Source organism: Methylobacterium sp. 4-46, assembly GCF_000019365.1.
In the GTDB taxonomy this organism is placed as follows: domain Bacteria; phylum Pseudomonadota; class Alphaproteobacteria; order Rhizobiales; family Beijerinckiaceae; genus Methylobacterium.
In genome coordinates this window covers 7,254,209-7,273,742 of the sequence record NC_010511.1, presented here as the reverse complement: position 1 = coordinate 7,273,742, position 19,534 = coordinate 7,254,209, and the positions used below count along the sequence as shown (strand labels likewise).

Sequence of the window (19,534 nt, the reverse complement as noted above, 5' to 3'; positions counted from 1 at the left end):
GCCCAAGATTTACAATGAGATATCCTGCTGTGATGGAGACCGTATAACCGAATTGTGGAGCGGCAAAGAAAAAAGCATACGTCCTCGAAAAATTCCATATACTCCACATATGTATCTGGCCAACACCCTGCTTTCAGACGCACTCACGATCGTCACCCGGAGCGTGGTGTCGCTGGTAGATCATCCACCAGGGCAACGGCCGGACCGGCTCGGTCAGAATTCTCGCCGATCAGGTCGGTGCTTTCCGTGGTCATGGAGCGGCGGCATCGCACCACCGACTTGTCGGTCCGCTCCTGCAGGAGCGCCCCCCGCGCGCCGCCGGATCGCCGCCTTGTCGGGGAAGTGCCGATCACCTCGGTGCGCCGCGGTATCTCGCCGTCGCGCCACTCCGGCGGGTCGGTCGCGTGCAGCCTGGCCCGGTGCGTGACCGGGAAGCCCGTGGAGGGCAACGCTGGGATTGCTCCTTTTCGCAGACCGGGCAATCGCACGGTCAGCGACACTGTTCCAAGGAACACGCCCTTGTATTCGCCCGTCCCGAAGCGGACCCGGTCGTTAACGCCCCTTTAACCAAGCCGGCGCGACTCCTCACCGGCCGGGCCGGGCGAGCCGGTCCGGCATCTCGCGCGGTTCGCCCGGGCCCGCCGGCCGCGAGCCGCCCCTCTCGCGGTGGGAGTCGTGAGGCGGCGATGAGCCTGAATCGGATCCGGAAGGCCTCGGCCGCGAAGGCCATGGCGACGACCCGCGCCCTCGCGGATCAGCGGGCGAGCGAGGTCGCCCCCGTCCTGGCGGCGATCCGGGCGGAGGGGATCACCAGCGTGGCGGGGATCGCCCGGGCGCTCACCGCCCGGGGGGTGCCGGGCCCGCGGGGCGGCGCGTGGCATCGCGGCGCCGTCGAGGCCGCCCTGCGCCGCACCCACCACTGACGGGCCGGCGCGGGAGGAGATTCAGGCCACCTCCGGCTCCCAGCCGATGGCGCGCCGCAGGAAGGCCGCCCCGAGCGCCGCGAAGGTCGCGGTCTCCTGGCTGTTCTTGCCGTAGGAATGCCCGCCCGCCTCCGGCTCGTAGAAGCGGGCCGGATAGCCCATGGCCTGCAGCTTCGCCGCCATCTTGCGGGCGTGGCCCGGATGGACGCGGTCGTCCCGCCGCGTCGTGGCGATCAGGATCGGCGGGTAGGGCCGCCCGGGCGCGGCGACGTGGTAGGCGGAGATGTGCCGGAGGAAGGCCCAATCCTCCGCCGCGTCCGGGTCGCCGTACTCGGCCACCCAGCTCGCCCCGGCGAGCAGCCGGTGGTAGCGGCGCATGTCGATGAGGGGGATCGTGCAGAGCAGCGCCCCGAACCGCTCCGGGTAGCGGGTCAGCATGTTGGCGACGAGCAGGCCGCCATTCGAGCCGCCCTCGGCGGCGATCCGGTCGGGCCGGGTCACGCCGCGGCGCACGAGGTCGGCCGCGACCGCGGCGAAATCGTCGTGCGAGCGCGCCTTGCCCTCGCGGCGGCCGGCCTCGTGCCAGGTCGTGCCGAACTCGCCGCCGCCGCGGATGTTGGCCACCACGCGGGTGCCGCCCTTCTCCAGCCAGAGCCGGCCGAGCACCGCCGAGTAGCCGGCGAGGTTCGAGACCTGGAAGCCGCCGTAGCCCGAGAGGTGGACCGGCGCCTCGCCGGTCTCGCCCGGCGGCCCCGCCTGCACGTAGGGAATGCGCTCGCCGTCGACCGAGACCGCCTCGTGCCGGGTCACCACCAGCCCCTCGGCCGAGAAGGTGGCGGGCGCCTGCCGCAGGATCGTCGGCCCGCCGGGGCCGGGCCGGGTCAGCATCAGGGTCGCCGGCGTGACCGGGTCGTTGGCGGCGGCGAGGAGGTCGCCGTTCGCCTCGTCCTCCTCGGCGTCGAGGGACCAGACGCCGACCATCCCGAGTTCCGGCAGGCCCCCGACCTCGCCGCGCGCCCAGTCCTCGTCCGGCCGGAAGACCGGGAACCGCGCCCGCAGGTCGTCGAGCACCGACAGGACGAGGAAGGGGCCGGACCAGAAGAAGCCCTGCAGCGCCCGCCGGGGACCGGGCTCGAACAGCACGCGGAGATCGCGCGCGCCGGCCAGGAAGGCGTCGAGGCCGATGCCGAGCAGGGTGTCGGGCGGGTGGGTCGTGCCGCCGAGGGTCCAGGGCGAGCGGGTCCGCACGACCAGGACGCCCCGGCTCCACTGCGCGTCGGCATCGGTCGGCAGGTCGAGGCGGATCTTGGCGCCGGACCGGTCGCCGAGATGGGTCACGCCGTCGAAGAAGCCGGTGCGCTCGACGAAGACGACGCGCTCGGGCGCCGCCTCCCGGTCGTGGCTGGCATGGACCGCCATGCTCTCGGGCGGCGCCTCGAAGATGACCGGCGCCGCCAGGGGATCGCCGCCGCGGGTCCAGAGCCGGACGGTGCGGGCGTAGCCCGACAGGGTCGCCATGCCCTCACCGAGGGGACTCGCCAGCAGCACCGTGTCGCGGTCGAGCCAGGCCGGATAGCTCTTGCCCTCCGGCAGCACGAAGCCGTCCGGCACGAAGGCGCGGGAGGGCAGGTCGAATTCGCGCACCACGGCGGCGTCGCCGCCGCCGCGGGAGAGCTTGAGCAGCGCCCGGTCGTGCGATCCCGGCAGGCTGATGGCCCCGGCCCAGACCCAGTCCTCGCCCTCCTCGCGGGCGAGGGCGTCGAGGTCGAGGAGGAGCTCCCACTCCGTGTCCGGCGCCCGGTAGGAGGCGAGGGTGGTGCGCCGCCACAGGCCGCGGGGATGGTCGGCATCCTGCCAGTGATTGTAGAGCAGCCCGCCCCGCCGCGTGACGCCCGGGATCTTGTCGGGCCGGTCGAGGGCGGCCTTGAGCCCGTCCCGGTCGGCGGCGAGGCGCCCGTCCGCGAGCGCCTCGAGGGTGGCGGCGTTCTGCGCCTCGACCCAGGCCAGGGCCCGCGCCCCGTCGATCTCCTCCAGCCACAGGTAGGGATCGTCGTCGGGCGCCGCGAGGGTCGGGCGGGGATCGGGCGTGGGGGTCATGGCGGGGTCCGGCAGAGGGCGTCGCGCCCGAGCCTAACCGCCCGCCGCGCGCCGTCCAGATCCCCGCAGTTGAGCGGGATGGCCCGGCGCCGCGGACCGCGGCCGGCCTGCAACCGATCCGCGCCGTCACACGGTTGAAACACGCCGGCGGTTTGAACGCGCTGCGTCCGGCTGCCGCCGCGCGCGGACCGGCCTTCGTGCCGACGGGACATCCATGACCGGCTCCTGGCTCGCCGCCCTCTGCCTCGCGCTGACGGCGATCAACCTCATCAGCCTGGCGATCGGCCTGTGGCGGATCGGCCGGGCCCGCCGCGGCGGGCGGGACGCGGCGGCGCCGGTCTCGATCGTGCGGCCGCTCTGCGGCCTGGAGCGCTTCAGCGAGGAGACCCTGGCCTCGGGCTTCCGGCTCGCGCATCCGTGCTACGAGCTGATCTTCTGCGTGGCGCGGGCGGGCGACCCGATCGTGCCGCTGGTGCGCCGGCTGATGGCGGCGCATCCCGCGATCCCGGCCCGGCTGATCCTCGGCGAGGAGCGGGTGAGCGAGAACCCGAAGCTCAACAACTGCGTGCGCGGCTGGGAGGCCGCCCGGCACGAATGGGTGATCCTGGCCGATTCGAACGTGCTGATGCCGGCCGATTACGTGCAGCGCCTCGTCGCCGCGTGGCGGCCCGAGACCGGCCTCGTCTGCTCGACCCCGGTCGGCGCCGCGCCGCTGGGCTTCTGGGCCGAGGTGGAATGCGCCTTCCTCAACACCCTGCAGGCGCGCTGGCAATATGTCGGCGAGAGCCTCGGGCTCGGCTTCGCGCAGGGCAAGAGCATGCTCTGGCACAAGCCGTTCCTGGAGGCGCATGGCGGGATCCGGGCGCTCGGCGCCGAGATCGCCGAGGACGCGGCGGCGACGAAGCTCGTGCGCGCGGCCGGCCGCCGGGTGCACCTCGTGGGCGCCCCCTTCCCGCAGCCGCTGGGGCGGCGCCGGGCGGCGGAGGTCTGGGCGCGCCAGCTGCGCTGGGCGCGGCTGCGCCGGGTGACATTCCCGCTCTTCTTCGCGCCGGAGGTCGGGATCGGCGCCCTGGTGCCGATGGCCTGCGCGGCCCCGGCGGCGGGGGGCGGCCTCGCCGGGCTCCTGGCCGTCCTCGGGACCGGCGCGCTCTGGTACGGAGGGGAGTGGATCCTGGCGGCCCGCAACGGCTGGCACCGCTCCTGGCGCTGGCCGGCGGTCTGCCTCGCCCGAGACGCGATGCAGCTCGGCGTCTGGCTGGCCGCCTGGGTCGCCCGCGACGTCGTCTGGCGCGGCAACGCCATGGTGGTCCGCGCCAAGCCCGCCGGCGCCTCGGCGCCGGTGCCGCCCCGGCCTGAGCGCGGGATTGACACCACCGGGCCGGCGCGGCACAGCGGGGGCGTGCCCGCATGGCGGAATTGGTAGACGCGGACGACTCAAAATCGTCAGCCGCAAGGCGTGGGGGTTCGATTCCCTCTGCGGGCACCAGCCAGATGCGCCGTCCGCCGCGCCGGCGGCCCCGGGCGCCGCCGCGCCCCGCGCGGGGGCGGGACGGCAACCGGCCCCGCCCGGGCGCGCCCTCAGGCCGCCTTCACCCGCGCGAGGAACCCCGCCACCTCCTGCGCCAGACCTTCGGAGTGGCGGGCCAGCTCCTGGGCCGCGCTCAGCACCTGCGAGGCGGCGGCGCTGGTCTGGCCGGCCCCCTCGCGGACACCCGCGATGGTGGCCGTCACCTGCTCGGTCCCCTGCGCCGCCTGCTGCACGTTGCGGGTGATTTCCTGGGTCGCCGCCCCCTGCTGCTCCATGGCCGCCGCCACGCTCGCCGCGTAGCTCGACATCTCGGCGATGACCCGGCCGATCTCCTGGATGTCGCGCACCGCCTCCTGGGTCGCGCCCTGGATCTCGCCGATGCGCCCCCCGATCTCGTCGGTCGCCTTGGCGGTCTGGCCGGCGAGGTCCTTCACCTCGCTCGCCACCACCGCGAAGCCGCGCCCCGCCGCGCCCGCCCGGGCGGCCTCGATCGTGGCGTTGAGCGCCAGCAGATTCGTCTGCGCGGCGATGCCCGAGATCATCGCCACCATCGTGCTGATTCCCTCGGCGGTGGCGTTCAGCCGCTGCACCGTCGCGTCCGTGTGCGCCGCCTTGGCCACCGCGACCTGCGCGATCTGCGCCGATTGGGTGACCTGATGCACGATCTCCTGCACGCAGGCCGCCAACTCCTCGCTCGCCGCCGCCACCGTCTGCACGTTGGCCGAGGTCTGGGTGGCGGCCCCGGCGACCGTGACGCTGCGCTGCGTGGTCTCGTCGGCGGTGCCGGCCATCGCCGCCGCCGTCGCCTCCATCTCGGTCGCCGCCGCCGAGAGACCCTGGGTGAGGGCCGAGACGCTGCGCTCGAAGCCGCGGGTCAGGTCGTCGAGCAGGGCGGCGCGGCGGATCTTGGCCAGGTTCTCCGCGTCCCGGGCCTGCGCCATCTCCCGCGCCGCGACGGCGTCGTCCTTGAACACCTGCAGCGAGCGGGCGAGCGAGCCGATCTCGTCGCGGCGCTCGGTGCCCCGCACCATCACGGCGAGGTCGCCCGTGGCCAGCCGGCCCATGGCGGCCGCCATGGCGCCGAGCGGGCGGGTGACGCCCAGGACCGCGATCGCCGCGAGCACGCCGATCGCCGCCAGCAATCCGCCGACCGCCACGACCGCGAGGGTCACGCCCGCGGAGGCCGCGACCCCGGCCGCCCGCGCCTTGGCCTCGTCGAGGTCGCGCAGGTTGACCTCGACGCGCTGGTTCGCCGCCTCGACCAGTTTGAGGCGCGCCTCGCGCCCCTCGCCGCCCGAGATCCGCTTCGCCTCCGCGTCCTCGTTCCTCAGGGCGTACCGGATCGTGCGGTCGGCGGTGGCGAAATACGCCTCCATCAGCGCCTTGACCCCCTGGTTGGCGGCCTGGCGCTCGGGCGTGTCGGCGAGGGCGATGAGCTGGTCGATGCGGTTTGCCGCGCGCTGCCGGTCCTCCTCGAACTGCCGGTTCAGGGCGGACATCAGCGCCGCGTCGCTCTCCAGGATGATGTTCTTCTCGCGGATGGTCGCCTCGTCCACCGCCAGCGCGGCCTGCAGCGCCAGGATGGCGCGCGCGGCGCGCAGGTCGACGATCTGCCGCGTGTTCTCCGCCAGGGTCGCGAGGCTGACCTGCGCCAGCAGCACCAAGCCGGCCGAGACGGCGATCAGCAGCGCGGCCGGTATGGCGAGTTTGGCGAGCAGTTTGAGGTTGTTGAACGCACGCATCGGTTTACCTGTCGGGACCTGCCAGGAGGGCCGAACGCCGCCCCTCCCGGCGCTGGTGGCCCATTCATCAGGCTCGCTTTCCGTTAACGGGACATGAGTCTGCAACCTCGCCGGACACGGCCGAGGCCGCCTCCGAGATCGCCGAGGGTCCCCCGATGATCGGCTACAACATTGACGAATCGACGTATTTTCGGCCCGACGTGGCGCAGCGGCAGCGCAACCCAAAGTGGCACAGAGGGCAGGCTACTCCTGACGGCCTAATCCGATTGCAGTGGCCCCGCGAGCCTCACCCAATCACGACGACCTGCGCCCCCACGGCGACGCGGGCGTAGAGGTCGATCACGTCCTGGTTGATCATCCGGATGCAGCCCGACGAGACGCTGCGCCCGATGCTCTCCGGCTCGGTGGTGCCGTGGATGCGGTAGAGCGTGTCCTTGTTGTTCTGCCACAGGTACATGGCCCGGGCGCCGAGCGGGTTGTGCGGGCCGCCCGGGACGCCGAGCCCGCTCTGGAGCTGGCTCACCTGCCGGGCCAGGGCCGGCTGGCGGGCGATCATCTCCTTGGGCGGGTACCAGTCCGGCCAGGCCTGTTTCGAGTTGATCGTGGCGTTGCCCGACCACGCGAAGCCCTGGCGCCCGACCCCGACGCCGTAGCGGCGCGCCCGCCCGCCCGGCTGCACGAGGTAGAGGTGGTGCGCCCGCGGGTCGATCACCACCGTGCCGGGCTCGTAGCGCCCGCCATAGGCCACGTCCTGGCGCAGGAAGGCGGGATTGGCCCGCTGCCAGCGGAAGGCCGGGATCGGGAACGGCTCGGTCGTCACCGCCGCGTAGGCGCGGGCGTAGTCGATCGGGCCGTCATCCACCACCTGGGCCGGCTCCTCCGGCGCCGGCGCCCGGCGCGGCGAGCCCCAGAACGGGTCCGGCTCCGGCTCCACCGGGCGGCGGCGCGGGCCGAACAGCCAGCCGTCCTCCGGCTCCGGGGCGGGAACCGGCGCGCGCTGCGGCCAAGCCGCCGCCGCCCCCGGCAGCGCGCCGCTGAGGAGCGCGGAGGCGAGGCCCGTGGCGGTGCACGCGACGAGGGAGCGGCGGGTCTGGTCGGTCATGGTCGCTCGGGAGGATCGTCGGGCGGCCGGGACGGACGCCTTTCGCGGGGTTTGCCGCAAGTCTTTGCAAGGGCTTGACGGCCGAAATGAGACCCCAAGCGGCTCCCGTCAAGGTGGGCGCGCGACGGCGGCTCGGACCAGCCCCGCGGCCGGCACATACCTGCTGCTTTGTCAGCCGATCGCGCACAATAGATTTGTGACGATGAAAACTATCAAATGCGCACGAAAACCCCTACATCAGGTCTAAGTTGACCTTCGGACAAAGTGATATACATCCTCTCATAGATCAACAATGTGGTGCCCCATGACAACCGACGACGCAGCCTCCCCGCTCGACCTGATCGGGCTCACGGCCGACATCGTGTCGGCCTACGTCTCCAACAACTCGGTGCCGGCGTCCGAGGTCGCCGGGCTGATCAGTTCCATCCACCACTCGCTCGGTCAGCTGGTGGCGCCGCCGGAGCCGGAGGCGGAGAAGCCGGTGCCGCCGATCCCGATCAGGAAGACGGTGACGCCGGACCACATCATCAGCCTGGAGGACGGCAAGCCCTACAAGACGCTCAAGCGTCACCTGGCGGGGCGCGGGCTCACCCCCGACCAGTACCGCCAGAAATGGGGCCTGCCGCCCGACTACCCGATGGTGGCGGCGAACTACGCCGCCCAGCGCTCCGAACTCGCCAAGACGAGCGGCCTCGGCCAGAGCCGGCGGGCCCACGGCGGCGCGCGCAGCGCCGCGCGCAGCGCCGCGCCGGACGCGACCGTCTCGGGACCCGGATCCGAGGGGGCGCCGCGTCGCGGCCGCCCGCGCAAGGGCGGCTGAGGGTGGGCCCGCACTTGAACGGCGGGCCGCGGCACCGCTCATCGGGCATTCAGCCCGCCGCGGATAGGCCGGGCGGGTAGCCTGGCCGGCCATTCGGCCGTCCAGGCCCTGTCTGGAGTGTCCACACGATGAGCTACGTCAAGCTGCTCGGCCTCGCCGCCCTCGTGGCGGGCGGGCTCGGACTGCTCGGTGCGGCGCAGGCCGCCCCGATCGGGCTCGGCGCGGCCGGCGCGGTGGCCGGCGAGCCGGTGACGATCCCGGTGCTCGGCGGCTGCGGCCCGGGCTTCGCCCCGAACCGCTTCGGCTATTGCCGACCGTTCTACGGGCCGCGCCCCTTCTACGGACCCCGTCCCTACTATTACGGCCCGCGCCCGTACTGGCGTCGCCCCTATTACGGGCCGCGGCGGTTCTACTACGGCTACTGATACCAAATCCGCTTGGTTCCTTCGGGATGGCGGATTTGGGGATGGCGGATTTGGGCTCCGCGCAGGCGCCTGAGCGACGCCGACATCCGCATTGCCGAAATCGGAGATGGCGAAGCCATCTACCGGATGGCGGATGAGCCCGCCGCGACGATCCGGAACCCGGTGCCCAGCGCCGGGTTCCCCGCCGGCGTCACGCCTCCGGGTCGGCCCGGCGGGAGAAGCGGTCGCGGGCGGTGAAGCGGTCCGCGGGCAGGCCGGGCAGGCTGCCGCCGTAGATCTCCCGCGACAGGAACGAGCGCTCGATCTCGATCTGCGCCTCGTCGAGGTCGATGTACCAGCAGCGGCGCCGGCTCGACCATCGGTAATTTCGGTCCTTCAGCCGGTTCTTGAGCGCGAAGGGCGCGTCGGAGGCCCAGAGCCGCACGGTCGGGCGGCGGGCCGCCTCCAGCAGCGCCGCGAGGGCGAGGCGCCCGGAGCGCCGCAGCGGCTGGGCGAGGAGCCAGAGCAGCGCCTCGCAATCGTCGATCGCCCGGTGGCCGTTGTGGAATCGGCCGTGATCGGCCAGCAGCCCGCCGAGCCGGGCCGCCTCGTGGCCCTCGTCGCGCCAGTCGATCTGGTGGCAGGAGCAGGCCCAGTTGAGCTCGGCGAAGAAGGGCCAGCGCACCTCGCACATCCGCCGGTCGAAGCGGGCATTGTGGGCGATCACCACCCGGGCCTTGGCGGCGAGCGCGGCGACGGCCGCGTCGTCGATGCGCTTGCCGGCCACGTCCGCGTCCGTGATGCCGGTGAGGCGCGTCACCGCCTCGGGGATCGGCTTGCCGGGCTGATGGAGCTGGTTGAAGCGGTGGCGCACCCGGTAGATCCGCCCGCTCTGCCCGTACGTGAAGGCGACGATGCCGAGTTCGATCACCTCGTCGCAGGCGGGGTCGAGCCCGGTCGTCTCGGTGTCGAGGACCAGCCCCAGATAGGTCGGCTCGTCCGGGGGCGCGGGGGCGGGCACGAGCGGATTCAGGCGCCGCAGCACCCGGTACTCCCCGGTCCGCTCCAGGACGGCGGCAATGTCATCGAGCGCGTCCGTCACGTCTCTACCCAACCGGACGTTGACCACGCTCCCGCTTAACGCCGCCCGGGCCGCCGTTCCAGGGCGGTCCGGGCGGGATCCACCGGCGGATGAGCCGCCGGTGCCCGATCAGCCGGAGACCGGCAATGCGGCGCCGAGGGTGGCCGGCCGGTCGGCGAGGCGGCCCGCCACCACGAGCCCGACCAGGGCGACCGCCGCGATGATGAGGCCGGGCGCCGCCGTCCAGCCGGTCGCGCCGATCAGGGCGTTGGCGGCGAGCGGGCCGAGGCCGCTCAGCAGCGTGAAGCCCAGATTGAGCGAGAGCGCGACGCCGCTGAACCGCACCCGGGTCGGGAACAGCCCGGCGAGCAGGTACGCGAAGGTGCCGTTCGCCCCCGCCACCGCGACCGTGAGGAGCGGCAGGACCAGGAACAGGTTGGCGTCGCCCCGCGCCAGCACCTGGTAGGCCGGCACGACGCCGAGCAGGAGCAGGAGGGCGGAGCCCTGCATCAGCCGCCGCGGCGCAACGCGGTCGGCGAAGGACGAGGCGAGCAGCAGCGAGGCCGACATGGCGAGGAGGGCGAGGTTCATCGCCAGCGCCACGGTCTTGGGCGGGTAGTGCAGCACCTGGATCAGGTAGGCCGGCATGTGGGCGAACAGGATGCCGTTGAAGCCCGCCGTGAGGGCGACGATGCCGATCCCGGCGAGGACGGCGCGGCGGTGCAGCCGCAGCACCTCGCCGACCGGGCTGCGCGCCGCGAGGTGCTGCAGGCGCAGGAATTCCGGCGTCTCCTCCAGGCTGCGCCGCAGCCAGAAGCTCACGAGGCCGAAGAGGCCGCCGATCAGGAAGGCGATGCGCCAGCCGTACTCCGCCATCACGGCGGGGGGCAGCCAGGATTGCAGGGCGAGGTTCGCCAGGGCGGCGAGCAGCACGCCGCCGTTCACGAGGCAGAACACGATGCCGCAGGCGAGGCCGGGCCGGCGCGAGGCGGTCTCGACCACGAAGGTGATGGCGCCGGGCAGCTCGCCGCCGATGCACAGACCCTGCACGAAGCGCAGGGCGACGAGGAGGAGCGTCGCCGCCACGCCCCAGCTGGCATAGGCGGGCACCAGCCCCATCCCGAGGGTGCAGGCCGACATGGTGAAGACCGTGACCACGAAGACGGTCTTGCGCCCGTAGCGGTCGCCGAAATGGCTCAGCACCATGCCGCCCAGCGGGCGGGCGAGGTAGCCCACCGCGAAGACCGCCAGGGAGAGCGAGAGGGCCGCGATCGGGTCGCTCTGCGGGAAGAACGCGGCGGCGATGTCCTTGGCGAAGATGCCGTAGACGATGAAGTCGTAATACTCGAGTCCGCCGCCCAGGCTCGCGAGCAGCGTCATTCTCCATTGGCGGCGGGTCAGGTCGCTCCCGCCGACGGCATCGGGTGTCATCATCCTCCTCCTGGGCCTCCTGGTCTCGGGCCTGCCGCGCTCTTGGACCTGCTGGTCTTGGACCTGCTGGTCTCGGGCCTGCTGGTCTCGGGCCTCTTGCTCCTGAGCCTCTCGCCGGGCCTCCCGTCGAGGGCCCGGCGCCCCATAGCCCGGTTCGGCGCGCGCGCCTACATCACCGCGCCGATCTGCCAGGGCACGAACTCGGCATCGCCGTAGCCGAGGGCCTCCGACTTCGAGCGCTCGCCCGAGGCGACCGCCAGGATCTTGGCGAAGATCTCATCGCCCTTGCGCTGGATCGGGACGCCGTCGAGGACATCGCCGCAATCGATGTCCATGTCCTCCTCCATGCGGCGGTAGATCTCGCTGTTGGTGGCGAGCTTGATCGAGGGCGTCGGCTTGCAGCCATAGGCCGAGCCGCGGCCGGTGGTGAAGCAGAGGATGTTGGCCCCCCCCGCCACCTGGCCGGTGGCCGAGACCGGGTCGAAGCCGGGCGTGTCCATGTAGACGAAGCCCCGCGCGGTCACCGGCTCGGCGTAGCGGAAGACGCCGTTGAGCCGCGTCGTGCCGCCCTTGGCGGCGGCGCCGAGGGATTTCTCCAGGATGGTGGTGAGCCCGCCCGCCTTGTTGCCGGGGGAGGGATTGTTGTTCATCTCGCCGCCGTTGCGGGCCGTGTAGGCCTCCCACCAGCGGATCATGCCGACGAGTGTCTCGCCGATCTCGCGGGTCGCCGCGCGGCGGGTGAGGAGGTGCTCGGCGCCGTAGATCTCGGGGGTCTCGGACAGGATCGCGGTGCCGCCCTCGGCGACGAGCCGGTCGACCGCGGCGCCCAGCGCCGGGTTGGCCGTGATGCCCGAATAGCCGTCCGAGCCGCCGCATTGCAGGGCGAGCACGAGTTCGGAGGCCGGCACGGTCTCGCGCCGCGCCGCCGCGACGGCGGGCAGCATCTCGCGGATCGCCGCGACCCCGGCCTCGACGCTGCGGCGGGTGCCGCCGGTCTCCTGGATGGTGAAGCTGCGGAACGTGTCGCTCTCGGCGATCCCGTAGGCGCGCTTCCAGCGGTCGATCTGGAAGCCCTCGCAGCCGAGGCCGACCATGATGATCCCGCCCATGTTGGGATTCGCCGCGTAGCCCCACTGCGTGCGCTTGAGGATCTCGGCACCCTCGCCCTGGAGGTCGTAGCCGCAGCCGGTGCCGTGAACGAGGGGGATGATGCCGTCGATGCTCGGATAGGCGTCGAGGAGGCCGGCGCGGCGCACCTCCTCGGCGATGAAGCGGGCGACCGAGGCCGAGCAATTCACCGAGGTGAGCACGCCGAGGTAGTTGCGGGTGCCGACGCGGCCGTCCGCCCGGCGGTAGCCCTGGAAGCTCGCCCGCTCGGCGAGCGGCCGCATCGGGGTCTCGCGGGCCTCCTCGGCGAACCGGTAGTCGCGGGCGAAGTCGCCCTTGGCCTCGCCGAGGCCGACATTGTGCTCGTGGACCCACTCGCCGGGCGCGATCGGGCGGCTCGCGAAGCCGATCACTTGGCCGAACTTGCGGATCGGCTGGCCCTCCGGGATCGGGGCGGTGGCGATCTTGTGGCCCCGGGGCACGCGCCCGCCCGCCGCGACGCCCTCGACCCGGTCGCCCGCCGCGATGGCGTCGACCGCGACCACGACGTTGTCCTCGGGGCTCAGGCGCACGGTGCGGGGAGAGGCGGGCAGGGCGGCGGCGGCGGACATGGGGCGGCTCCGGGGAGGCGGGGACGGGAGTGCGATAAGACGGGAGGTCCGGTTGCCGCCCGGTGCGGGCGGCGGATCCCAAGCCGGACGGCGTGCGGCCATTCCGCTTGGTCTCTTGGTGTCGCATCATCGGTCGCCGCCGAACCGGCGACCGCTTCGGCGCGTGATGCGGGGGCCTCCCGGCGCGGCCTGCGGCGCTACTTGATGCGCTCCAGCACGCTCACGTAATTGGCGACCGCGACGCCGCCCATGTTGAACACGCCGGCCAGCGTCGCGCCCGGGATCTGCATCCCGCCGGCCTCGCCGCAAAGCTGCATGGCCGAGAGGGCGTGCATCGAGACGCCGGTCGCGCCGATCGGATGGCCCTTGGCCTTGAGGCCGCCGGAGGGGTTCACCGGGAGCTTGCCGTCCTTCAGGGTCCAGCCCTCGCGGATCGCGTCGGCGCCGCGGCCCTCGGGGGTGAGGCCCATCGCCTCGTACTCGATGAGTTCCGCCACCGTGAAGCAATCGTGGGTCTCGACGAGCGAGAGGTCGTCGAGGGTAACGCCCGCCCGGGAGAGCGCGCGCGCCCAGGCGGTCGCGCAGCCCTCGAAGCGCAGCACGTCGCGCTTCGACATCGGCAGGAAATCCTGGGCGTGGGCGGTTGCCCGGAAGGCCACGGCCCGGCGCAGGCGCAAAGCCGTCTCCGTGTCGGCGAGGACCAGGGCGGCGGCCCCGTCCGAGACCAGCGAGCAATCGGTGCGCTTGAGCGGGCCGGCGACGATCGGGTTCCTGTCGGAGGGCGTGCGGCAGAACTCGAAGCCGAGATCCTTGCGCAGCTGCGCGTAGGGATTGGCGACGCCGTTGCGGTGGTTCTTGGCGGCGATCATGGCAAGCGCGTCGGATTGGTCGCCGTGGCGCTGGAAGTAGCGGGCCGCGATGCCGCCGAACACGCCCGCGAAACCCGCCGGCGTGTCGCCGTCCTCCGGCAGGTAGGAGGCCTTGAGCAGGTTGGTGCCGATCTCGGCGGCGGGGGTGCGGGTCATCTGCTCGACGCCGACCACCAGCACGATGCGGGCGTGGCGCGCCTCGATGCTCTTGATGCCCTGGTGCACCGCCGCCGAACCGGTGGCGCAGGCATTCTCGACCCGCGTCGCCGGCTTGAAGCGCAGGGCGTCGTCCGCCTGCAGCACCAGGGAGGCGGTGAAGTCCTGCGGCGAGAAGCCGGCGTTGAAATGGCCGAGGACGATCTCGTCCACCTCCTGCGCGGCGAGCCCCGCATGGGCGAGCGCCTCCTCGGCGGCGCGCACGACGAGGCTCTCGACGGTCTCGGTGTCGTGCTTGCCGAAGGGCGTGTGGCTCCAGCCGACGATGCAGGCGGTCATGGCGTGTCTCCTCCCGGGGCCGGTCCGCGGCCCGGGGGCCGGTTCGGCGCTGTTCCGCCCCTTTTGCGTGAGGTCACGGCCCCGCACAAGCGCGCGCCGGGAAGCCCTGGCGCGCGCCTCAGGCCGCCCTGAACCGCGCGTAGCCCGCCTCCCGCAGGCGGCAGGCCGGGCAGGTGCCGCAGCCGCGGCCCCAGGCGTGGCGCGCGCCGCGCTCGCCGAGGTAGCAGGTGTGGCTGTCCTCGACGATCAGGTCGACCAGCGCCTCGCCGCCGAGGTCCCGCGCGAGGCGCCAGGTCTCGGCCTTGTCGATCCACATCAGCGGCGTGTGCAGCACGAAGCGCCGCTCCATGCCGAGGTTGAGCGCCACCTGGAGCGCCTTGATGGTGTCGTCGCGGCAATCGGGATAGCCCGAGTAATCGGTCTCGCACATGCCGCCGATGAGGTGGCGCAGGCCCCGGCGATAGGCCAGCGCGGCCGCGAAGGTGAGGAAGACGAGGTTGCGGCCCGGCACGAAGGTGTTGGGCAGCCCGCTCTCCGCCAGCGCGATGGCGCCGTCGCGGGTGAGCGCCGTCTCGGAGATGTCCCCGAGGACGCCGAGGGGCAGGGTGTGGTCCTCGCCGAGGCGCCGCGCCCATTCGGGCTTCAGCGCCGCGAGGCCCGCCCGCAGGCGGTCCCGGCAATCGAGTTCGACCCGGTGGCGCTGGCCGTAATCGAATCCGAGGGTCTCGACCCGCGCGAAGCGGTCGAGGGCCCAGGCGAGGCAGGTGGTGGAATCCTGCCCGCCGGAGAACAGCACCAGCGCGCCTTCGTCGACCGTCATCGTCTCGTCTCCCGGGACCAGGTTTCAGTGGACCGGGACGCGCGGCGCCGCAAGCGGGCGTGCCATCACGGCGCGCGATGCGCCCGATCACGAAGTGTCGTCGGTCGCGTCATTGATGCCGGGCTGCAACCGTGCGACGAGACGGGTCGTCTCCAGGATCGCCGCCGATGTACCAGCCGCCCCATTTCCGCGAGGACCGCCTCGGCGTCCAGCACGACCTCATCCGCGCCCATCCGCTCGGGCTCCTCGTGACGGCCGGGCCCGGCGGGCTGATGGCGAACCCGATCCCGTTCCTGATCGACGGGCAGGCCTCGGAGCGCGGGACCTTGCGCGCGCATCTGGCCCGCGCCAACCCGCAATGGCGGGATCTCGGCGCGGTCGCGGAATGCCTCGTGGTCTTCCAGGGCCCGCAGGATTACGTGACGCCCTCCTGGTACGAGACCAAGCGCGAGACCGGCAAGGTCGTCCCGACCTGGAACTACGCCACGGTCCATGCCTGGGGCGCCCCGCGGGTGATCGAGGAGGCGGGCTGGCTGCGCCGGCAGATCGAGGATCTGACGCGCCTGCGCGAGGCCGGGCGCCCGGCGCCCTGGGCCGTGGGCGACGCGCCCGAGCCCTTCATCGCGGCCCAGATCCGCGGCATCGTCGGGATCGAGATCCCGATCACCCGGATCGAGGGCAAGTGGAAGATGAGCCAGAACCGGCCCGAGGCCGACCGGGCGGGCGTGCTCGCCGGCTACCGGGCGATGGGCGGGGAGGGGGCCGCGATGGCGGCGGCGGTGGCCGAGCGCAACGGGCTGTAGCGGCCGGGCGCGAGGCGGCCGCGGCCGGAACGCCTACGCCCCGTCATACTCCGCCCAGGACATCGGCGTCTCGAACACCTTGACCGAGGCGAGCGCCGGCAGGGCCGGGCGGGCGCGCCGCCAGATCCAGATCGCGATGTGCTCGGCGGTCGGGTTCTCCAGGCCCGGCACCTCGTTCAGGCAATGGTGGTCGAGCTCGGCGAGGAGGGGCGCGAAGGCCGATTCCACGTCGAAGAAGTCCACCACCCAGCCGGTGCGCGGGTCGACCGGCCCGTCGAGGGTCAGTTCCACCCGGTAGGAATGGCCGTGCATGCGGCGGCAGCGATGGGTCTCGGGGACGTTCGGCAGCCAGTGCGCGGCCTCGAAGGTGAAGGCCTGGGTGATCTTCATGGGTGTTCGTCGGGACGATGGGGCGCTCGGCGCAAGCGCGGATGGGCCCCCATAGCACCGGCCGGCCGGGGACCCAAACCCGTGGAACCGGGGCCGGTCAGGGAATGCCGATCAGCTTGTGGGTCTGGAGGCTGAGCCGCCAGCGGGCGTCGCGCCGGCAATGCGCGACCGCGGCGGCCAGGTGGGCGGCCCGGTCCGGCCCGTCCATCGGCTGCAGGAAGAAGTGGCGGAAGTCGAGCCCGGCCACGTCCTCGGGCGCCAGGCCGGCCTGCGGGTAGACGAGCTTGAGCTCGTCGCCGCGGGTCAGGCGCAGGGGGGCGCCCGCCTTGGGGCTCACGCAGATCCAGTCGAGGCCCTCGGGCGCCTCCTGCGTGCCGTTGGTCTCCACCGCGGCCGCGAAGCCGCGGGCGCGCACGGCCGCGAGCAGGGCGGCATCGAGCTGCAGCAGGGGCTCGCCGCCGGTGAAGACCACGAAGTGGTTGCGCGGCCCGCCCTCCCAGGCCGCCGCGATGGCGGCGGCGAGCGCCTCCGCGTCCGGAAAGCGCCCGCCGCCCGCGCCGTCCGTGCCGACGAAATCCGTGTCGCAGAAGTGGCAGACGGCCTCGGCCCGGTCGGCCTCGCGCCCGCTCCACAGGTTGCAGCCGGCGAAGCGGCAGAACACGGCGGCGCGGCCGGCCTGGGCGCCCTCGCCCTGCAGGGTGTGGAAGATCTCCTTGACGGCGTAGCTCATCGGATCCCCGCGCCCGGCTCCGCCCGGGCTCTCCAGCCCCTGCCAGATGGGAGGGGGCCGCGCAACCGCATCCCCGGCGCGCCGCGGCACGGCCGACGGGCGGGCTGCTGTGGAGTATCGGGATGACGGGGACGCCGCCATGCTGCCGCCACGGATGGCGCGTTGATGCGAGCGGAGCGGCGCTGTCAAAGGAGCCGCCCTTGCCTTACATTCTGGGTCCACCGGCCACGGGATGTCTGAACGGGGGCGCGGCCGGTCCCGGGCCGCGCGGGCTTCGCGTGGCGGGATCGGTCCGACGGGGATGCGACTGATGATGAAACCTGCCCCGCTCGCGCGGCTGCTCGGGCGTCTCGTGGGGATCGCCGGCCTCCTGGCCGCGGGCGCGGCCGGCGCCGTGACGCAGCCGATGCTGGTGGTCGACGTCGATTCCGGCAAGGTGCTCTACAGCCAGGCGGCGACCGACCCCTGGTATCCGGCCTCGATCACCAAGCTGATGACCACCTACGTGGCCCTCGACCTCGTGCGCCAGGGCCGGGCCTCGATGGACCAGCTCCTCACCATCTCGGCCGAGGCCGCCGCCGAGCCGCCCTCCAAGATGGGCTTCAGGCCCGGCACCCAGCTCACCCTCGACAACGCCCTCAAGATCATCATGGTGAAGTCGGCCAACGACGTCGCCTGGGCGATCGGCGAGAATCTCGGCGGCTCGATCGACAATTTCGCCGCCCTGATGAACGAGACCGCCCAGCGGCTCGGCATGCGCGACAGCCACTGGTACAATCCGAACGGCCTGCCCGACCCGCGGCAATGGACCTCGGCGCGCGACATGGCGATCCTCGGCCGGGCGCTCCTGCGCGACTTCCCCGAGAACCGCGACCTGTTCTCGATCTCGGCGATCCAGTTCGGCCGCGCCGTGATGGCGAACCACAACGGCCTGCTGGGGCGCTACGCGGGCGTCGACGGGATGAAGACCGGGTTCATCTGCGCGGGCGGCTTCAACGTGGTGGCGAGCGCGACCCGCAACGGCCGGCGGATCATCACCGTGGTGATGGGCCAGCCCACCGCCCGGGAGCGCGACCTCAAGGCCGCCGACCTGTTCGATTACGGCTTCGGCCAGAGCAGCTGGGGCGGAAGCGGCCTCGCCGACCTGCCCGCCTCCGCGATGCCGGCCCCGCCGGACCTGCGCCCCTACGTCTGCGACCGGCGCAAGCCGATGCCGACGGATTCCGACTCGACGGCGGTGTCGGCGAGTTCGACCAACGACACGACGGCGGCGCAGCTCCTGGGCGCCACCGCGCCGCCCTCCGCGGCCCTGGCCTTCGCCACGATGAGCAGCGCGGCCCTGAAGGGGCGGACCCTGCCGCCCCGCGCGCCCCTGCAACCGGTCCTGGTCTGGACCGGCCGCGACCCGGCCGAGAGCGCCGTCGCGGCGGTGGACGAGAGCGAGGCGAAGCCGCCGCGGCCCGCCGCGCGGATCCGTGCGGCGCGGGCGAAGCCCGGCCCGGCGCCGAGCCGCGCCATCGCGGCGACGGGCGCGACGGTGCCCCAACCGAAGCTCCTGGCCCGCGCGCGCGCCGCCGCCCCGGCCGCCGCCTCGGCCTACGCGCCGGCGCCCCGCACCACGCCGGTGATCGCCGAGGGCAAGGGCGGCAGGCCGGCCGCGGCGAAGCCGGTGGCCAAGCCTGCCGGCAAGCCAGCCGCCAAGGCGGCGGCCAAGGCGGCGGCCAAGGCGGCCGCCAAGCCGGGGAAGGCCGAGACGCCCAAGGCGGTGGCCGTCGCCGCCAAGGCCGGCCCCGCCAAGGCGGGGGCCGGCAAGCCGAAGAGCACCAACTGACCGCCGGCCCGCCCCGCGGCGGCGCCCTCAGCGCACCCGCACCCCGTTCAGGAACAGGCGGACGGCGGCCTGCCGCCGGCGCTCCTGCGTCTCCGGGTCCGTCCGGATGCCGTAGAGCGCGAGGCGCGACTGGCGGCCCAGGACGAGGTTGAGGAAGAGGTCCGCGGCGATCTCCGGGTCCTCCAGCACGATCTGGCCGCGATCCGCGAAGCCGGCGAGCAGCGCCGCCACCGCGCGCACGCCGCGCAGCCAGCCCTCCTCATGGGCGAGCCGCGCGATCTCGGGGAAGTCCATCGCCTGCGCGACGATGCAGCGCTTGAGCGCCTCGGCGCCCGGCAGCGTCGCCTCGGCGAGCAGCGCCCGGCTCAGGTCGTGCAGCACCCCCTCCACGTCGGCGGGCCCGGCCCGCCGCGCCTGCGCCTCCGCCGCGGCGGAGAGGGGCGCGAGCCAGGCCGCGACGCGCTCGCGCAGCACCGCCGTGAACAGGGCCCGCTTGTCCCGGTAGCGGCCGTAGAGCGTCGGCTTGCTCACGCCCGCCGCCTCCGCCACCGCGTCCATGGAGGTGCCCTCGAAGCCGCGCTCCATGAACAGCCGCGTCGCCGCCTCGACGAGCCGCGCGTCGCGCCGCGCCGCCTCCTCGCGGGTCGGGCGTCCGCCGCGGCCGCGCCGCACGCCGTCGGGCCGCTCCGTCACCGCGCTCGTCATCCCACGGCCTCCTTGCCACCGCGCCTCGGCCCGATTAATAAAACG

The 19,534-nt window shown here is 73.3% G+C and carries 17 protein-coding genes and 1 tRNA gene; 7 read left to right on the top strand and 11 right to left on the bottom strand.

Going from position 1 to position 19,534, the window contains the following annotated elements; all coding sequences use genetic code 11:
• The first annotated feature begins 686 nt into the window (after positions 1-686).
• On the top strand, positions 687-923 hold the full coding sequence (locus M446_RS32005) for a hypothetical protein (protein WP_018263218.1): 237 nt from the start codon (positions 687-689) through the stop codon (positions 921-923).
• A gap of 21 nt (positions 924-944) precedes the next feature.
• On the opposite strand, the gene M446_RS32000 is transcribed toward M446_RS32005, so the two are convergent.
• Positions 945-3,020 carry a prolyl oligopeptidase family serine peptidase gene (locus M446_RS32000; RefSeq protein ID WP_012336239.1) on the bottom strand — a complete coding sequence of 692 codons (2,076 nt, stop codon included), beginning with the start codon at positions 3,018-3,020 and terminating at the stop codon, positions 945-947.
• 214 nt (positions 3,021-3,234) lie between these two features.
• Between M446_RS32000 and M446_RS34395 the strand changes: the two genes are divergently transcribed.
• Complete coding sequence (locus M446_RS34395; RefSeq protein WP_012336238.1) at positions 3,235-4,443, top strand: ceramide glucosyltransferase; 1,209 nt, start codon at positions 3,235-3,237, stop codon at positions 4,441-4,443.
• Positions 4,422-4,506, top strand: a tRNA-Leu gene (locus M446_RS31990). The genes M446_RS34395 and M446_RS31990 overlap by 22 nt, the downstream gene beginning before the upstream one ends.
• Before the next feature lie 92 nt (positions 4,507-4,598).
• Here the strand turns inward: M446_RS31990 and M446_RS31985 are convergent.
• Entirely contained in the window at positions 4,599-6,290 is a 1,692-nt protein-coding gene (locus M446_RS31985) for a methyl-accepting chemotaxis protein (RefSeq protein ID WP_012336237.1), read from the bottom strand.
• 286 nt (positions 6,291-6,576) lie between these two features.
• Complete coding sequence (locus tag M446_RS31980; protein WP_012336236.1) at positions 6,577-7,392, bottom strand: L,D-transpeptidase; 816 nt, start codon at positions 7,390-7,392, stop codon at positions 6,577-6,579.
• A gap of 304 nt (positions 7,393-7,696) precedes the next feature.
• On the opposite strand from M446_RS31980, the gene M446_RS31975 reads away from it, so the two are divergent.
• Entirely contained in the window at positions 7,697-8,212 is a 516-nt protein-coding gene (locus tag M446_RS31975; RefSeq protein ID WP_012336235.1) for a MucR family transcriptional regulator, read from the top strand.
• A gap of 128 nt (positions 8,213-8,340) precedes the next feature.
• Complete coding sequence (locus M446_RS31970; RefSeq protein ID WP_012336234.1) at positions 8,341-8,637, top strand: GCG_CRPN prefix-to-repeats domain-containing protein; 297 nt, start codon at positions 8,341-8,343, stop codon at positions 8,635-8,637.
• Between the two features lie 190 nt (positions 8,638-8,827).
• Here the strand turns inward: M446_RS31970 and M446_RS31965 are convergent, their stop codons facing one another.
• From M446_RS31965 to queC, 5 genes are all read right to left on the bottom strand, one after another.
• Complete coding sequence (locus M446_RS31965; RefSeq protein ID WP_012336233.1) at positions 8,828-9,718, bottom strand: 3'-5' exonuclease; 891 nt, start codon at positions 9,716-9,718, stop codon at positions 8,828-8,830.
• Between the two features lie 108 nt (positions 9,719-9,826).
• Positions 9,827-11,128: an MFS transporter gene (locus tag M446_RS31960; RefSeq protein WP_018263225.1), complete on the bottom strand. Its 1,302-nt coding sequence runs from the start codon at positions 11,126-11,128 to the stop codon at positions 9,827-9,829.
• Positions 11,129-11,295: 167 nt separating this feature from the next.
• The gene (locus M446_RS31955) at positions 11,296-12,846 is read right to left on the bottom strand and encodes a UxaA family hydrolase (protein ID WP_012336231.1); all 1,551 of its coding nucleotides are present in this window, start codon (positions 12,844-12,846) and stop codon (positions 11,296-11,298) included.
• Positions 12,847-13,043: 197 nt separating this feature from the next.
• Positions 13,044-14,210 carry an acetyl-CoA acetyltransferase gene (locus tag M446_RS31950; protein ID WP_012336230.1) on the bottom strand — a complete coding sequence of 389 codons (1,167 nt, stop codon included), beginning with the start codon at positions 14,208-14,210 and terminating at the stop codon, positions 13,044-13,046.
• A 118-nt stretch (positions 14,211-14,328) separates the two neighbouring features.
• Positions 14,329-15,030: a 7-cyano-7-deazaguanine synthase QueC gene (gene queC, locus M446_RS31945; protein WP_012336229.1), complete on the bottom strand. Its 702-nt coding sequence runs from the start codon at positions 15,028-15,030 to the stop codon at positions 14,329-14,331.
• A gap of 167 nt (positions 15,031-15,197) precedes the next feature.
• Here queC and M446_RS31940 point away from each other — a divergent pair, with 167 nt between their 5' ends.
• Positions 15,198-15,833 carry an FMN-binding negative transcriptional regulator gene (locus M446_RS31940; RefSeq protein WP_012336228.1) on the top strand — a complete coding sequence of 212 codons (636 nt, stop codon included), beginning with the start codon at positions 15,198-15,200 and terminating at the stop codon, positions 15,831-15,833.
• Between the two features lie 33 nt (positions 15,834-15,866).
• On the opposite strand, the gene queD is transcribed toward M446_RS31940, so the two are convergent.
• Entirely contained in the window at positions 15,867-16,223 is a 357-nt protein-coding gene (queD, locus tag M446_RS31935; RefSeq protein ID WP_012336227.1) for a 6-carboxytetrahydropterin synthase QueD, read from the bottom strand.
• Positions 16,224-16,320: 97 nt separating this feature from the next.
• A complete protein-coding gene (queE, locus tag M446_RS31930) occupies positions 16,321-16,953 on the bottom strand; it encodes a 7-carboxy-7-deazaguanine synthase (RefSeq protein ID WP_012336226.1) in 633 nt (210 codons plus the stop codon).
• 310 nt (positions 16,954-17,263) lie between these two features.
• On the opposite strand from queE, the gene M446_RS31925 reads away from it, so the two are divergent.
• Entirely contained in the window at positions 17,264-18,784 is a 1,521-nt protein-coding gene (locus M446_RS31925) for a D-alanyl-D-alanine carboxypeptidase family protein (protein ID WP_012336225.1), read from the top strand.
• Positions 18,785-18,811: 27 nt separating this feature from the next.
• Here M446_RS31925 and M446_RS31920 read toward each other — a convergent pair whose 3' ends face one another.
• Positions 18,812-19,489: a TetR/AcrR family transcriptional regulator gene (locus tag M446_RS31920; RefSeq protein WP_012336224.1), complete on the bottom strand. Its 678-nt coding sequence runs from the start codon at positions 19,487-19,489 to the stop codon at positions 18,812-18,814.
• Positions 19,490-19,534: the final 45 nt, after the last annotated feature.

Bases quoted from the DNA above. Each gene is read 5' to 3' on its own strand.
- queC (WP_012336229.1), bottom strand. From the start codon at position 15,030: ATGACGGTCGACGAAGGCGCGCTGGTGCTGTTCTCCGGCGGGCAGGAT.
- M446_RS31980 (WP_012336236.1), bottom strand. From the start codon at position 7,392: ATGACCGACCAGACCCGCCGCTCCCTCGTCGCGTGCACCGCCACGGGC.
- M446_RS34395 (WP_012336238.1), top strand. From the start codon at position 3,235: ATGACCGGCTCCTGGCTCGCCGCCCTCTGCCTCGCGCTGACGGCGATC.
- queE (WP_012336226.1), bottom strand. From the start codon at position 16,953: ATGAGCTACGCCGTCAAGGAGATCTTCCACACCCTGCAGGGCGAGGGC.
- M446_RS31960 (WP_018263225.1), bottom strand. From the start codon at position 11,128: ATGACACCCGATGCCGTCGGCGGGAGCGACCTGACCCGCCGCCAATGG.
- M446_RS31940 (WP_012336228.1), top strand. From the start codon at position 15,198: ATGTACCAGCCGCCCCATTTCCGCGAGGACCGCCTCGGCGTCCAGCAC.
- M446_RS31970 (WP_012336234.1), top strand. From the start codon at position 8,341: ATGAGCTACGTCAAGCTGCTCGGCCTCGCCGCCCTCGTGGCGGGCGGG.
- queD (WP_012336227.1), bottom strand. From the start codon at position 16,223: ATGAAGATCACCCAGGCCTTCACCTTCGAGGCCGCGCACTGGCTGCCG.
- M446_RS32000 (WP_012336239.1), bottom strand. From the start codon at position 3,020: ATGACCCCCACGCCCGATCCCCGCCCGACCCTCGCGGCGCCCGACGAC.
- M446_RS31925 (WP_012336225.1), top strand. From the start codon at position 17,264: ATGATGAAACCTGCCCCGCTCGCGCGGCTGCTCGGGCGTCTCGTGGGG.
- M446_RS31955 (WP_012336231.1), bottom strand. From the start codon at position 12,846: ATGTCCGCCGCCGCCGCCCTGCCCGCCTCTCCCCGCACCGTGCGCCTG.
- M446_RS32005 (WP_018263218.1), top strand. From the start codon at position 687: ATGAGCCTGAATCGGATCCGGAAGGCCTCGGCCGCGAAGGCCATGGCG.
- M446_RS31985 (WP_012336237.1), bottom strand. From the start codon at position 6,290: ATGCGTGCGTTCAACAACCTCAAACTGCTCGCCAAACTCGCCATACCG.
- M446_RS31920 (WP_012336224.1), bottom strand. From the start codon at position 19,489: ATGACGAGCGCGGTGACGGAGCGGCCCGACGGCGTGCGGCGCGGCCGC.
- M446_RS31950 (WP_012336230.1), bottom strand. From the start codon at position 14,210: ATGACCGCCTGCATCGTCGGCTGGAGCCACACGCCCTTCGGCAAGCAC.
- M446_RS31975 (WP_012336235.1), top strand. From the start codon at position 7,697: ATGACAACCGACGACGCAGCCTCCCCGCTCGACCTGATCGGGCTCACG.